Annotated in this window: 14 protein-coding genes; 11 read left to right on the forward strand and 3 right to left on the reverse strand. The window is 66.1% G+C overall.

Annotation, left to right across the window (positions count from 1 at the left end; genetic code table 11):
• Positions 1–56: 56 nt before the first annotated feature.
• A complete protein-coding gene (locus ACAM51_RS24640; RefSeq protein WP_369642181.1) occupies positions 57–860 on the forward strand; it encodes an enoyl-CoA hydratase/isomerase family protein in 804 nt (267 codons plus the stop codon).
• 62 nt (positions 861–922) lie between these two features.
• A complete protein-coding gene (locus ACAM51_RS24645; protein WP_369642182.1) occupies positions 923–2,497 on the forward strand; it encodes a malonyl-CoA synthase in 1,575 nt (524 codons plus the stop codon).
• A gap of 55 nt (positions 2,498–2,552) precedes the next feature.
• Here ACAM51_RS24645 and ACAM51_RS24650 read toward each other — a convergent pair whose 3' ends face one another.
• Both ACAM51_RS24650 and ACAM51_RS24655 read right to left on the reverse strand, forming a co-directional pair.
• Entirely contained in the window at positions 2,553–3,185 is a 633-nt protein-coding gene (locus tag ACAM51_RS24650; protein WP_369642183.1) for a TetR/AcrR family transcriptional regulator, read from the reverse strand.
• A gap of 164 nt (positions 3,186–3,349) precedes the next feature.
• Positions 3,350–3,793, reverse strand: coding sequence for a universal stress protein (locus tag ACAM51_RS24655; RefSeq protein ID WP_218294141.1), 444 nt, complete (start codon positions 3,791–3,793; stop codon positions 3,350–3,352).
• A gap of 101 nt (positions 3,794–3,894) precedes the next feature.
• Here ACAM51_RS24655 and ACAM51_RS24660 point away from each other — a divergent pair, with 101 nt between their 5' ends.
• The 9 genes from ACAM51_RS24660 to ACAM51_RS24700 all read left to right on the forward strand — a co-directional run bounded on the left by ACAM51_RS24660 (position 3,895) and on the right by ACAM51_RS24700 (position 11,964).
• Positions 3,895–6,345 carry a heavy metal translocating P-type ATPase gene (locus ACAM51_RS24660; RefSeq protein WP_369642184.1) on the forward strand — a complete coding sequence of 817 codons (2,451 nt, stop codon included), beginning with the start codon at positions 3,895–3,897 and terminating at the stop codon, positions 6,343–6,345.
• Positions 6,345–6,482, forward strand: coding sequence for a cbb3-type cytochrome oxidase assembly protein CcoS (gene ccoS, locus ACAM51_RS24665; RefSeq protein ID WP_056169616.1), 138 nt, complete (start codon positions 6,345–6,347; stop codon positions 6,480–6,482). The genes ACAM51_RS24660 and ccoS overlap by 1 nt, the downstream gene beginning before the upstream one ends.
• Positions 6,483–6,546: 64 nt before the next feature.
• Positions 6,547–7,986 (forward strand): cytochrome-c oxidase, cbb3-type subunit I, encoded by a 1,440-nt coding sequence (gene ccoN, locus ACAM51_RS24670; protein ID WP_218294142.1) that lies wholly within the window; start codon positions 6,547–6,549, stop codon positions 7,984–7,986.
• 17 nt (positions 7,987–8,003) lie between these two features.
• Positions 8,004–8,636, forward strand: a complete 633-nt coding sequence (ccoO, locus tag ACAM51_RS24675; RefSeq protein ID WP_369642185.1) for a cytochrome-c oxidase, cbb3-type subunit II — start codon at positions 8,004–8,006, stop codon at positions 8,634–8,636.
• Between the two features lie 12 nt (positions 8,637–8,648).
• A complete protein-coding gene (locus ACAM51_RS24680) occupies positions 8,649–8,786 on the forward strand; it encodes a cbb3-type cytochrome c oxidase subunit 3 (RefSeq protein ID WP_010460656.1) in 138 nt (45 codons plus the stop codon).
• Between the two features lie 24 nt (positions 8,787–8,810).
• Entirely contained in the window at positions 8,811–9,731 is a 921-nt protein-coding gene (gene ccoP / locus ACAM51_RS24685) for a cytochrome-c oxidase, cbb3-type subunit III (protein ID WP_218294144.1), read from the forward strand.
• 88 nt (positions 9,732–9,819) lie between these two features.
• Positions 9,820–11,265, forward strand: coding sequence for a cytochrome c oxidase accessory protein CcoG (gene ccoG / locus ACAM51_RS24690; protein ID WP_369642186.1), 1,446 nt, complete (start codon positions 9,820–9,822; stop codon positions 11,263–11,265).
• 72 nt (positions 11,266–11,337) lie between these two features.
• Complete coding sequence (locus tag ACAM51_RS24695) at positions 11,338–11,619, forward strand: FixH family protein (protein WP_369642187.1); 282 nt, start codon at positions 11,338–11,340, stop codon at positions 11,617–11,619.
• A gap of 51 nt (positions 11,620–11,670) precedes the next feature.
• Positions 11,671–11,964, forward strand: a complete 294-nt coding sequence (locus ACAM51_RS24700; RefSeq protein WP_218294147.1) for a hypothetical protein — start codon at positions 11,671–11,673, stop codon at positions 11,962–11,964.
• Between the two features lie 65 nt (positions 11,965–12,029).
• Here ACAM51_RS24700 and fnr read toward each other — a convergent pair whose 3' ends face one another.
• Positions 12,030–12,752 (reverse strand): fumarate/nitrate reduction transcriptional regulator Fnr, encoded by a 723-nt coding sequence (gene fnr, locus ACAM51_RS24705; protein ID WP_218294148.1) that lies wholly within the window; start codon positions 12,750–12,752, stop codon positions 12,030–12,032.
• Positions 12,753–12,837 lie beyond the last annotated feature (85 nt).

The following is a 12,837-nucleotide window of genomic DNA, read 5'->3' on the forward strand; positions in this document are numbered from 1 at the left end:
GGCGTTGCGCCAGTTGTTGTGGGGCGTGGACTTTGCAAACGTGATGGGCAACGAATATGTCAGGTGAAGTGTTGATGGATGCCGGTGAGCGTGGCGTGGTGCATGTCACCTTGCGCCATGCCGGGCGGCTGAACGCGATGTCGCGGGGCATGTGGCGGCAACTGCGCGAGGTGTTTCAAGACATCCAGCGGCGCAGCGATGTGCGCTGCGTGCTCATCGCCGGCGAGGGCGATGCCTTCTGCGCGGGGGGCGACATTTCGGAGTACCCGGGCTTTCGCTTCGACACCGCGGCCTTGCGCGATTTCCATGAGAACGACGTCTGGGGCGGGCTGAGCGCCATGCTCCTGTGCGACGTCCCCATCGTGGCCCAGATCAGCGGGGCCTGCATGGGTGCCGGGGTGGAGATCGCCAGCTGCTGCGACATTCGCATCGCGGGCGGCACGGCCCGCTTTGGCGCCCCCATCGCCAAGCTCGGCTTCCCCATGGCCCCCCGCGAGGCGCAGCTGGTGGCCGGCGCCGTGGGCGATGTGACGGCCCGGCAGATGCTGCTGGAAGCCGCCACCTTCAGCGCCGCCGACATGCTGGCGCGCGGTTTCCTGAGCCGCGTGGTGGCCGACGACAGGACGGCCACCGAGGCGGTGGGCAGCGCGCAGCGCATTGCCGCGCTGGCACCCCAGGCCGCCCGCATGAACAAACAGACATTTCGGGCATTGAAAGTGCCTGTGGCGCCTGCTGTAAATGCGCAATCAGCTATTAAATATATAGCAAACGATGCGTCTGACCCCTATGCGTACGCGGACAGCGCCGAGCACCGCGAAGGCATCACCGCGTTCCTTGAAAAACGCGCCCCCCTGTTTTGATGGGCCTTGCCCATTTCCATTCCTCTTGTGGATCTGACCATTTGCAACCCCGCCCAACTGCCATGAGCCAACACAACCTCTTCAGCGCCCTGCGCGCAGCCTTTCCCTCCGACCTGGGCCGCACCGCCGTGGAAACCACGGCGCCCGACGGCACCCCGCTGCACTACAGCTGGGCCGACCTGGACCATGCCAGCGCGCGCATCGCCAACCTGCTGGCCTCGCTCGAGCTGCCCGAGGGCAGCCGCGTGGCCGTGCAGGTGGAAAAGTCGGTCGAAGCCATGCTGCTGTACCTCGCCACCTTGCGCGCGGGCTACGTGTTCCTGCCGCTCAACACGGCCTACCAGAGCGCCGAGATCGAGTACTTCATCGGCAACGCCGAGCCTGCGGTGGTGGTGTGCAGCCCGGGCAACTTCGGCTGGGTGTCGAAGATCGCCTTCACGCTGGGCACGCAGCACGTCTTTACCCTGGGCGACGACCGCACCGGCAGCCTGCTGGAGCGCGCGGCGCACCATGGCGACAGCCACACGCCCGTGCAGCGCGCGGCCGATGACCTGGCCGCCATCCTGTACACCAGCGGCACCACGGGCCGCAGCAAGGGCGCCATGCTCACGCACGGCAACCTGCTGTCGAACGCGCAGGTGCTCAAGGAGTACTGGGGCTGGACGGCTACCGGAGGGCCTGATGGCCGTGGCGACGTGCTGATCCACGCCCTGCCCATCTTCCACGTGCACGGCCTGTTCGTGGCCATCCACGGCGCGCTGATCAATGGCAGCAAGATGATCTGGTTCAGCAAATTCGACCCCAAGGCCGTGCTCGCCGCCATGCCGCGCGCCACCGTCTTCATGGGCGTGCCCACGCTCTACGTGCGCCTGCTGGGCGAGGCCGGCCTCACCAAGGAGGCGGCGAAGAACATGCGCCTGTTCGTCGCGGGCTCGGCGCCGCTGCTCATCGAGACCTTCAACGAATGGCAGCAGCGCACCGGCCACACCATCCTGGAGCGCTACGGCATGAGCGAGACCATCATGCTCACCTCGAACCCCTACGCGGCCGATGCGCGCCATGCCGGCCAGACCGAGCGGCGCGGCGCCACCGTGGGCTTCCCGCTGCCCGGCGTGGGCCTGCGCGTGGTGGACGATGCCAACAAGCCGCTGCCCGTGGGCGAGATCGGCAACATCCAGGTTCAGGGCCCCAACGTGTTCAAGGGCTACTGGCGCATGCCCGAGAAGACGGCCGAGGAGTTCACGCCTGACGGCTGGTTCAAGACCGGTGACGTGGGCAAGGTGGACGAGCGCGGCTACGTGAGCATCGTGGGCCGCAGCAAGGACCTGATCATCAGCGGCGGCTACAACGTCTACCCCGCCGAGATCGAGGGCTACATCAACGACATGCCCGGCGTGGCCGAAAGCGCCCTGGTGGGCGTGCCGCACCCGGACTTCGGCGAAGTGGGCGTGGCCGTGGTCATCGCCAAGCCGGGCGTGAAGCTCGACGGCGAGGCCATCGTGGCGCGGCTCAAGTCGCAGCTGGCCAACTTCAAGATCCCCAAGCGCTGCTTCGTGGCCGACGAGTTGCCGCGCAACACCATGGGCAAGGTGCAGAAGAACCTTCTGCGCGAGCAGCACAAGGCACTGTTTTCCTGACCCCGTGGGCTGGCGGCTGCCGCAGGCGCGGCCTGCTGGCACCTGCCCGCCGCAGTCAGTGCCCGCCGCCGACCAGGGCGCGTCCGGCCGCCCGCAGGGCCTTGGCCGTGCTGTCGCCCAGCAGCAGCGCCCCGCTGCTGAACGCGCCATCCACGAGCAGCGAGAGCTGGGCGGCGATCACGTCCGGCTTTTTCACACCGAGCCGCCGGCACAGCGCCGAAAGCCGCTTGCGCTGCTCCAGCCTGTGGCGGGCCGAGATGGCGCGGGCAGGGTGCGCGGGGTCCGCGAATTCCGCGGCCACGTTCAGCTGGGGGCAACCCCGGTAGCCCGGGCGGGCCACCCGCTCGCCCACCCACTGGAGCAGGGCGTCGAGCTCCGCCGCGGGATCGGGGCCGTGCGTTGAGACAACGTCGTCCCATTGCTGCCAGAACTCGCGGTCTTCGCGCTCCAGGAAGGCCGCGATCAAGTCATCCTTGGTGCGGTAGTAGCGGTAGAGGCTGGTCTTGGCGATCTTCGCGCGCTCGATGATCAGGTCGATGCCCACCGCGCGAACGCCCTCGTTGTAGAAAAGCTGGGAAGCGGTGTCGAGGATGCGTTGCTGCACATCGCCGGGCGGCATGGCCGCGGGCGTGGCGGAGGAGGCAGCTCGCGAGGATGGGGCGCCGTCACGGGTTCCAGGTGGTCTCATGCGCAGATTTTCCCACATCGCGCGGAGATGTGATACAGACCTGTATGTTGCCGGCAGGCCTGCATGCGCCGCGTGCCTTCAGCCCGCTCCCCGGGGGCGGCCACGGCCGTGGCTCCGCCCCTGCCGTTGGGCAAGGCCCGCGCGGCGGGGCCTCTGCCCTGTGCTCAGCGCAGCACCAGCACGGGGATGTGCGAGTGCGTGAGCACATGCTGGGTTTCGCTGCCCAGCAGCAGGCGCTTGAGCCCCTTGCGGCCGTGCGATGCCATGACGATCAGGTCGCACTTGTGTTTCTTGGCGGCGGAGATCACCGCTTCCGCGACGAGATCGGATTTGGCGATGACGGCCTTCACGGCAACGCCCTGGGCGATGCCTTCGGTCTTGACGCCATCGACCATGGCCTGCGCGGCGTCGCCCCACTGTTTCTCGATGCGCTTGACGTCGCTCATGTCGACCGGCATGCCGCCTTCAAAGTAGCTGCGGGGATAGCGTGGCACGACCTTGAGGGCCACCACCGTGGCGCCCGACAGGGCTGCAAGGGACAGGCCGTGCTCCACCGCTTTGTCCGACAGGGCCGAACCGTCCGTGGCAATCAGGATGCGTTTGTACATAAAGGGCTCCTCAAAGTGATGGAACAAGCTTAGGATCAATCATGTTCCGGGGCTTGATCCAGGTCAATGTACCTGCCGGGCCCTCACGATAGGCTTGAACCATGTCAATGTTTGGACCCGGTGCGCCGGCCTCATCCCCGGTGCATCAGACAGATGCCGGGACGGACGCGTGGCCGGCGGCCGCGCCCGCTCCGCAGGCCGTGCTGCTGGACGACCCGCACGAATGGTCGGCATTCGGCCGCCCGTGTGCTCAGGCGGGTGGTGCTCCCGCGGACCTTGCCGCGTGCGCCTGGGAATCCCAGGTGGTGCTGGAGGGCATGCACTGCGCGGCCTGCGCGCTCACCATCGAAGACGCGCTGCGCGCCGTGCCGGGCGTGCAGCAGGCCGATGTGAGCGCCGCCACGCGGCGCGCGCGCGTGGTCTGGCACCCGGCGCAGGTGCGCCCCTCGCAGTGGATGCAAGCAGTGCACAAGGCCGGCTACCGCGCCATGCCCGCCATCGACGCCTTTGCACGCGAGCAGCGCCTGCGCGAGAGCCGCCGCGCGCTGTGGCGCTGGCTGGTGGCGGGTTTTTGCATGATGCAGGTCATGATGTACGCGTGGCCGGCCTATGTGGCACAGCCGGGCGACCTCACGCAGGAGATGGAGCAGCTGCTGCGCTGGGCTTCCTGGGTCATTACCTTGCCGATGGTGGTCTTTGCGTGCGGCCCCTTCTTCTCCAGCGCGCTGCGCGATATCCGGTTGCGCCGCGTGAGCATGGACCTGCCCGTGGCGCTGGGCATGGCCATCACTTTCGCGGTGAGCACGGCCGGGACCTTCGACCCCACGGGCATCTTCGGGAAAGAGGTGTACTACGACTCGCTGACCATGTTCGTCTTTTTCCTGCTCACGGGGCGCTGGCTCGAGCTGCGCCTGCGCGACCGCACTGCCGGCGCGCTGGAAGCCGTGATGAATCGCCTGCCCGACAGCGTGGAGCGGCGCTCGGCGGATGGCAGTTTCGTGCGCGTGGCCACACGCCGCCTGGCCGTGGGGGACACGATCCGCGTGCTGCCGGGGGAGTCCTTTCCGGCCGATGGGCGCATCACCCGGGGCAGCACCCAGGCCGACGAATCCCTTCTGACGGGAGAGTCCACCCCGGTGGCGCGGCCCGTGGGCAGCGTGGTCACGGCCGGCAGCTACAACTTGCAGGCGCCGGTGGAGGTGCAGGTGGAGGGCACGGGCGGGCAGACGCGCTTCGCGCAGATCGTGGCCTTGATGGAAAGCGCGTCGCTGCAGAAACCCCGGCTGGCACAGCTGGCCGACCGCATCGCGCGGCCGTTCCTGGTGGCGGTGCTCGCGGCCGCGGCCCTGGCGGCCGCGTATTGGTGGCCCTCCGATCCTGGCCATGCGCTGATGGTGGCGGTGGCGGTCCTCATCGTCACCTGTCCCTGCGCGCTGTCCCTGGCCACACCGGTTGCCATGCTCACGGCGGCGGGCACGCTGGCGCGCCATGGCGTGCTGGTGCGCAACCTGCAGGGCCTGGAGGCCTTGGCCCGCGTGGATACCGTGGTGTTTGACAAGACCGGCACGCTCACGCGGGACTGCATGGCATTGCAAACCGTGCATACCTCCGAAGGATGGACGGCACGGGGCGCGCTGGCGCTGGCGTCCGCCTTGGCGCGCCAATCGATGCATCCCGCATCGCGCGCCGTGGTGGCCGCTGCTGGCGCGCAGGACGACGGGCGCTGGATCGTGAGCGGCCTGCAGGAGGAAGCCGGGCTCGGCCTGGTGGCCGTGGCGCGGGATGGCCTGGGCGCGGAGCCTGCCCGCACGTTCCGGCTGGGCTCCGCCCGCCATGCGGGCGTGGCGCCGCAGGACGGCGCCGCACTGCAGGTGGTGCTGTCGGAACAGCGCCCCGACGGGCGGGTGCTGGAACTGGCGCGCTTCGACCTGGTGGAGGCTCTGCGCGCCGAGGCCCCGGCCGTGGTGGCGACGTTGGCGGATGCCGGCATGGCGGTGCAGCTGCTGTCCGGTGACCGGGCCGTGTCGGTGCGGCGCGTGGCTGCGCAGGCGGGCATAGCGCAGGCGGCGGGGGAGTGCACGCCCCAGGGCAAGCTGGCCGCGTTGCAGGCGCTGCAGGCCGGCGGCCACCACGTGGCCATGGTGGGCGATGGCATGAACGATGGCCCGGTGCTGGCAGGCGCCCATGTGTCCTTCGCGTTTGGCCGCGCCGTGCCGCTGGCGCAGGCGCAGGCCGATTTTGTCGTGCTGGGCGACAGCCTGGCGCTGGTGCCGCAAACGGTGCTGCTGGCGCGGCGCACCCTGCGTGTGGTGCGCCAGAACCTGTGGTGGGCCGCGGGCTACAACGCCCTGTGTGTTCCATTGGCCGTGGCTGGTTTCATGCCCGCCTGGCTCGCCGGGCTGGGAATGGCGCTGAGTTCGCTGCTGGTGGTCCTAAATGCCGCGCGCCTCGCACGAGATCTTCCGCCGTTGTCTTCCTCGGGCGCGGCGCCGCTGCCGCAAGAGGGTGCTCCGGCCATTGAAATCACCAAGACAACGCTGAAGGCCGCCTGATGGACATTCTGTACCTGCTGATTCCGCTGTCCGTGGTGCTGGTCTTGATGGTTCTTGCAGGACTGTGGTGGGCGGTCCATCACGGCCAGTTCGAGAGCGTCGAGCAAGAAGGTGAACGGATTCTCCGAGACGATTGACTTGTGTCAATGCCCTGAAAAGCTGGCTGCAACAAACTCTTACTGCAATACAAAGAGGTGCCCGATGGATTCTCCAAAAACAAATGCTGCGCACTACAACGACACGGTGGTGCGGCAGTTTTCTATCATGGCCGTGGTATGGGGGGTGGTTGGCATGCTGGTGGGCGTCATCATCGCCGCCCAGCTGGCCTGGCCTGAACTCAACTTTGGCATACCCTGGCTCAGCTACGGGCGCTTGCGTCCCCTGCACACCAACGCGGTGATTTTTGCGTTTGGCGGCTGCGCGCTGTTCGCCACAAGCTACTACGTGGTGCAGCGCACCAGCCAGGTCCGGTTGTTCGCCGGGCCGCTGGCGGCGTTCACGTTCTGGGGCTGGCAGCTGGTCATCGTGGCCGCCGCCATCAGCCTGCCGCTGGGCTACACCTCCGGCAAGGAGTACGCAGAGCTTGAATGGCCCATCGACATCCTGATCACGCTGGTCTGGGTGTCCTACGCCATCGTGTTCTTCGGCACCATCGGTGTGCGCAAGGTCAAGCACATCTATGTGGCCAACTGGTTCTTCGGTGCGTTCATCCTGGCCGTGGCATTGCTGCATGTGGTCAACAGCGCAGCGATTCCCGCCGGCTTCATGAAGAGCTACTCGGCCTATGCGGGCGTGCAGGATGCGATGGTGCAGTGGTGGTATGGCCACAATGCCGTGGGCTTCTTCCTCACGGCGGGCTTCCTCGGGATGATGTACTACTTCATCCCCAAGCAGGCAGGCCGTCCGGTGTACAGCTACCGCCTGTCCATCGTCCACTTCTGGGCGCTGATCTTCACCTACATGTGGGCCGGTCCCCACCACCTGCACTACACCGCGCTGCCCGACTGGACGCAATCGGTGGGCATGGTGTTCTCGCTGATCCTGCTGGCCCCCAGTTGGGGCGGGATGATCAACGGCGTGATGACGCTGTCCGGCGCCTGGCACAAGCTGCGCGACGACCCGATCCTGCGCTTCCTGATCGTGTCGCTGTCGTTCTACGGCATGTCCACGTTCGAGGGCCCGATGATGTCCATCAAGACCGTTAATGCCCTGAGCCACTACACCGACTGGACCGTGGGCCACGTGCACTCCGGCGCCCTGGGCTGGGTGGGTCTGATCTCGATGGGGTCGCTGTACTACCTGGTTCCCCGCCTGTTCGGCCGCGAGAAGATGCACTCCATCAAGGCGATCGAGCTGCACTTCTGGATGGCCACCATCGGCATCGTCCTGTACATCGCCGCCATGTGGATCGCCGGCGTGATGCAGGGCCTGATGTGGCGCGCCATCAATCCCGATGGCACGCTCACCTACACCTTTGTGGAAAGCGTGAAGGCGACCTATCCGTTCTATGTGATCCGTGTGGCCGGTGGTCTGCTGTACCTGGGCGGCATGGTAGTGATGGCCTGGAACGTGTGGGTGACTGCGATCTCCGGCCGTTCGGTCAAGGTGGCGATCCCTGCCGTGAATGCGGCCCACGCCTGAGCCGAAGGAGATAACTCATGTCTAACAACAACCCATCGAATTCGACCGGCTTCTCCCATGAAAAGGTGGAGACCAACAACTTCCTGATGATCGTGCTGATCCTGCTCGTGATCGCCATTGGCGGCCTGGTGGAGATCGTGCCGCTGTTCTTCCAGAAGTCCACGACCGAGGCGGTCAAGGGTGTGGAGCCCTACAACGCCATGCAACTGGTGGGCCGCGACATCTATATCCGCGAGGGCTGCTACAACTGCCATTCGCAGATGATCCGCCCCTTCCGCGCCGAGACGCTGCGCTACGGCCACTACTCGGTGGCGGGCGAGTTCGTGTACGACCATCCCTTCCAGTGGGGCAGCAAGCGCACCGGACCCGACCTGCACCGCGTGGGCGGCAAGTACAGCGATGAGTGGCACCGCATCCACCTGAACAACCCGCGCGACGTGGTGCCTGAGTCGAACATGCCCGCCTATCCCTGGCTGGAAAAGAGCGCGGTGGACCCCGCGAGCGTTGCGCCGCGCATGAAGGCGCTGCGCACCGTCGGCGTGCCCTACACGGACGAGCAGATCGCGGCATCCGCGGCCGACGTCAAGGGCAAGACCGAGATGGAGGCGCTGGTCGCCTACCTGCAAGTCATGGGCCGTGCGCTCAAGTAAAGGAGGTTCGCAATGGACATCACCACCATGCGCATCGTCGCCACGCTGGCCTCGATGGCCTGCTTCGTCGGCATCTGGGTCTGGGCCTACCGGGGCCGCAACAAGGCCCGGTTTGACGAGGCCGCTCGGCTGCCCTTTGAACAAGATTGACCCCCACCAGAACGAGAACACCCCATGAGTGACTTCACCAGCAATTTCTGGTCGGTCTTTGTGACCACGCTGACCCTGGTCGGCATCATCGCCTGCGGCATCCTGCTATGGATGGCAGGCCGCAAGAAGGTGATGGCCACGGCCGACAACACCACGGGCCACGTCTGGGACGAGGACCTGGTCGAGATGAACAACCCCCTGCCGCGCTGGTGGGTCTGGCTGTTCGTCATCACCATCGTCTTCGGCTTCGGCTACCTGGCCGCCTACCCAGGCCTTGGCAGTTTCACCGGCAAGCTGAACTGGACGCAGAAGGGCGAATACGAAGCCGAGATGGCCAAGGCCAAGGCTGAACTGGAGCCGCTGTATGCCCGTTTCGCCTCGATGAAGCCGGAAGACGTGGCCAGGGACCCGCAGGCCCAGGCCATTGGCGAGCGCCTGTTCATGAACAACTGCGCTCAGTGCCATGGTTCCGACGCGCGCGGCAGCAAGGGTTTCCCCAATCTGGCGGACGGTGACTGGCTCCATGGCGGGGCGCCCGAGAAGATCCGTGAAACGATCGAAAAGGGCCGTGTGGGCAACATGCCTCCCATGGCGGCTGCAGTGGGCACGCCCGAAGACGTGCGCAACCTGTCGCACTATGTGCTGAGCCTGTCGGGCAGCCCGCACGATTCGCTGCGTGCTTCGCTGGGCAAGTCCAAGTTCACGGCATGCGCGGCCTGCCATGGCATGGACGGCAAGGGCAACCAGGCGCTGGGTGCACCCAATCTGACCGACGACGTCTGGCTGCATGGCTGGGGCGAGGCGGCCATTACCGCCATGGTCAACAACGGCAAGGTCAACCAGATGCCGGCCCAGGCCGACAAGTTGACGGAAGCGCAGATCGGCGTGCTGTCTGCATATGTATGGGGCCTGTCCAACGGCAAGCAGGCTGCCGCGGTGCGCTGATCCGGGCCGGGTGGCGCGCCCCCTGGCGCTGCGCCCGGCTTTTTGCCCCATTGCTGAAGACACACCAAGCCAATAGGTCGACACCACCATGAAGCCACCCAGCGGGCCAGCCCGCAAGGTCATTCCGATTGCACCGGTTGCATCCGATGCCTCGTCCGAGGGCGAGATCGTCTCCTTGTACGAAGCGCAGAAGAAGATTTACCCGCGCTCCATCAGTGGCCTGTTCGCACGCTGGCGCTGGGGCATGGTGTTTCTCACGCAACTGGTCTTTTACGGCCTTCCCTGGTTCGAGTGGGGGCAGCGCCAGATGGTGCTGTTCGACCTGGGGGCACGGCGGTTCTATATTTTCGGGCTGGTGCTCTATCCGCAGGACTTCATCTATCTCACGGGCCTGCTCATCATCTCGGCGCTGTCGCTTTTCCTGTTCACGGCCGTGGCGGGGCGGCTGTGGTGCGGTTTTGCCTGTCCCCAGACGGTCTACACCGAAATGTTCATGTGGATCGAGCACAAGATCGAAGGCGATCGCAGTGCCCGGCTGCGGCTGGACAACGGGCCCTGGAGCTTCGAGAAGATCCGCAAGAAGTTTCTCAAACAGGTGGTATGGATCACCGTGGCGCTGTGGACGGGGTTCACGTTCGTGGGCTATTTCGTGCCCATCCGCGAGCTCGGCGCGGAACTGCTGGCGCTGCAGGGCAACTGGCAGATATTCTGGGTGCTGTTCTACGGCTTTGCCACGTATGGCAATGCGGGCTACATGCGCGAGCAGGTGTGCAAGTACATGTGCCCCTACGCGCGCTTTCAGAGCGCGATGTTCGACCGGGACACCCTGATCGTGAGCTATGACGTGGAACGCGGCGAGCCGCGCGGCCCGCGCAACAAGACGATCGACCACAAGGCCAAGGGCCTGGGCGACTGCATTGACTGCACCCTGTGCGTGCAGGTGTGTCCCGTGGGCATCGATATCCGCAAGGGCCTGCAGTACGAGTGCATTGGCTGCGGACTGTGCGTGGATGCGTGCAACACGGTGATGGACAAGATGCACTACCCCCGGGGGCTGATCCGCTTTTCCACGCAGAACGGCGTGGCGCAGCGCTGGAGCCAGTCGCAGATCCTGCGGCGCGTCCTGCGGCCTCGCGTGCTGATCTACACCGCCGTGCTGGTGGCACTGTGCGTGGGCATGATGGCCAGCCTGGTCACCCGCACGCCGCTCAAGGTGGATGTGGTGCGCGACCGCGCGGCCCTGTCGCGCATCGTGGCGGGCGGCAAGCTGGAGAATATCTACCGCCTGCAGATCATGAACGCCACCGAAGGCCCCCAGCGCTACCGCATCGGCGCCCGCGGCCTGGACGGGCTGGAGGTGGCCTCTGAAGCCGAGGTGGACATTGGCCCCGCGGAGTCCCGGTGGGTGGCCGTGCGCCTGCAGATACCGTATGGCTCCGCGCCCCCGGGCTCCCATGCCGTGCAGTTCGATGTGCAGGCGGTGGGCGCTGCGGCCCATGTGACCGAGAAGTCCGTATTCCTGGTGCCCCGATGAGGCGACGTGCACCCAGGTGCACGGCCCCGGGGACGTTGTATGACCGAGAAGATTTTTGAGGAGCAAGCACCCATGCCATCCAATCCAGCCATCGGCTCCGCCCCCGCCACCGCTGCGCCCTGGTGGAAATTCGGCCACGTCTGGCTGATCATCGCCGGCCCTGCCATCGTCATCGTGGCGGGCTTTGTCACGCTGTGGCTGGCGATTTCGCGGCCAGACCCCGTGATTGCCGAGGACTACTACCGCCAGGGCATCGAAATCAACAAGACGCTGGAGGCTCCGGAGAAGAGCCTGGCCCCGGCCATGAAGGGCCGCAACCACGCGGCAACGCCGGTTCAGGACCAGCCACGCTGAAACCCCTGGCCGAGCAGCGGGTCTGCGCGGCCTTACCAGGAGACAACCCCGATGTGGACGCAACGCCTGATGTGGATTGCATGGCCCGCCTTTCTGATGGCGGGCGCGATGGAGATGCTGGTTTTTGCGATGGTGGACCCGCAGGACCTGCATTGGTTCGGGCAGCCGCTGGCCCTGTCGCGCCAGGGCGTCTACACGCTCGCGTTCTTTGCGTTCTGGGCCATCACCATGGCCTCCAGCGCGTTGACCACGCTGCTGGCAATGTCGCCCTTTGAACTCAACCGCTGCCCCGTGCCCGAAGGCGAGCGCCCTGATGATTGCCGAAAGACATCATCCTGCCCTTGAACAGCGCACCGGCCGAGCTCCGGTGGCAAGGCGTTGCCGGGACGGGCGGTCCTGGCTCGCCTTGCTCAGTGGCAGGCGGACTGGTTGTTCACGATGCGCTTGAGCGCGTCGGTCTCGAGGATGCGGACATGGCGCTGCTTGACTTCGACAATGCCTTCTTCCACAAACTTGGAGAAGGTGCGGCTCACGGTCTCGAGCTTGAGGCCCAGGTAGCTGCCGATCTCCTCGCGCGTCATGCGCAGCACCAGCTCGGACTGCGAGAATCCGCGGGCGTGCAGGCGCTGCACCAGATTGAGCAGGAACGCTGCCAGGCGCTCCTCGGCACGCATGCTGCCCAGCAGCAGCATCACGCCGTGTTCGCGCACGATCTCGCGGCTCATGATCTTGTGCACGTGGTGCTGCAGCGCGGTGACCTCGCGGGACAGTTCCTCGATGCGGTCAAACGGCATGACGCAGACCTCGGCGTCTTCCAGGGCCACCGCATCGCAGGTGTGGTGGTCATTCACGATGCCGTCCAGGCCGATGATCTCGCCCGCCATCTGGAACCCCGTGACCTGGTCGCGTCCGTCCTCGGTGGCCACGCAGGTCTTGAAAAAGCCGGTGCGGATGGCATAAAGCGAGGTGAACGACTCACCATTGCGAAACAGCGTGCCGCCGCGCTTCACCTTGCGGCGAACTGCAACGACCTCGTCGATGCGGTGCAGTTGCTCTTCGCTCAGGCCCACCGGCATGCACAGCTCGCGCAGGTTGCAATTGGAACAGGCGACTTTGATGGTGAGCGGGTTCATAGGCACAGGGCGGAGTTAGGTTTCGAGCATACCGCCCGATGGCCGAAGAGGGAGTCTCTTGGAGGGCGGGCAGGCGACTGACATG

The sequence above is a fragment of the Acidovorax sp. A79 genome, from assembly GCF_041154505.1.
In the GTDB taxonomy this organism is placed as follows: Bacteria; Pseudomonadota; Gammaproteobacteria; order Burkholderiales; family Burkholderiaceae_C; genus Acidovorax.

Bases quoted from the DNA above. Each gene is read 5' to 3' on its own strand.
- ccoO (WP_369642185.1), top strand. From the start codon at position 8,004: ATGTCTAACAACAACCCATCGAATTCGACCGGCTTCTCCCATGAAAAG.
- ccoP (WP_218294144.1), top strand. From the start codon at position 8,811: ATGAGTGACTTCACCAGCAATTTCTGGTCGGTCTTTGTGACCACGCTG.
- ACAM51_RS24640 (WP_369642181.1), top strand. From the start codon at position 57: ATGTCAGGTGAAGTGTTGATGGATGCCGGTGAGCGTGGCGTGGTGCAT.
- ccoN (WP_218294142.1), top strand. From the start codon at position 6,547: ATGGATTCTCCAAAAACAAATGCTGCGCACTACAACGACACGGTGGTG.
- ccoS (WP_056169616.1), top strand. From the start codon at position 6,345: ATGGACATTCTGTACCTGCTGATTCCGCTGTCCGTGGTGCTGGTCTTG.
- ccoG (WP_369642186.1), top strand. From the start codon at position 9,820: ATGAAGCCACCCAGCGGGCCAGCCCGCAAGGTCATTCCGATTGCACCG.
- fnr (WP_218294148.1), bottom strand. From the start codon at position 12,752: ATGAACCCGCTCACCATCAAAGTCGCCTGTTCCAATTGCAACCTGCGC.
- ACAM51_RS24660 (WP_369642184.1), top strand. From the start codon at position 3,895: ATGTCAATGTTTGGACCCGGTGCGCCGGCCTCATCCCCGGTGCATCAG.
- ACAM51_RS24645 (WP_369642182.1), top strand. From the start codon at position 923: ATGAGCCAACACAACCTCTTCAGCGCCCTGCGCGCAGCCTTTCCCTCC.
- ACAM51_RS24700 (WP_218294147.1), top strand. From the start codon at position 11,671: ATGTGGACGCAACGCCTGATGTGGATTGCATGGCCCGCCTTTCTGATG.
- ACAM51_RS24655 (WP_218294141.1), bottom strand. From the start codon at position 3,793: ATGTACAAACGCATCCTGATTGCCACGGACGGTTCGGCCCTGTCGGAC.
- ACAM51_RS24695 (WP_369642187.1), top strand. From the start codon at position 11,338: ATGCCATCCAATCCAGCCATCGGCTCCGCCCCCGCCACCGCTGCGCCC.
- ACAM51_RS24650 (WP_369642183.1), bottom strand. From the start codon at position 3,185: ATGAGACCACCTGGAACCCGTGACGGCGCCCCATCCTCGCGAGCTGCC.
- ACAM51_RS24680 (WP_010460656.1), top strand. From the start codon at position 8,649: ATGGACATCACCACCATGCGCATCGTCGCCACGCTGGCCTCGATGGCC.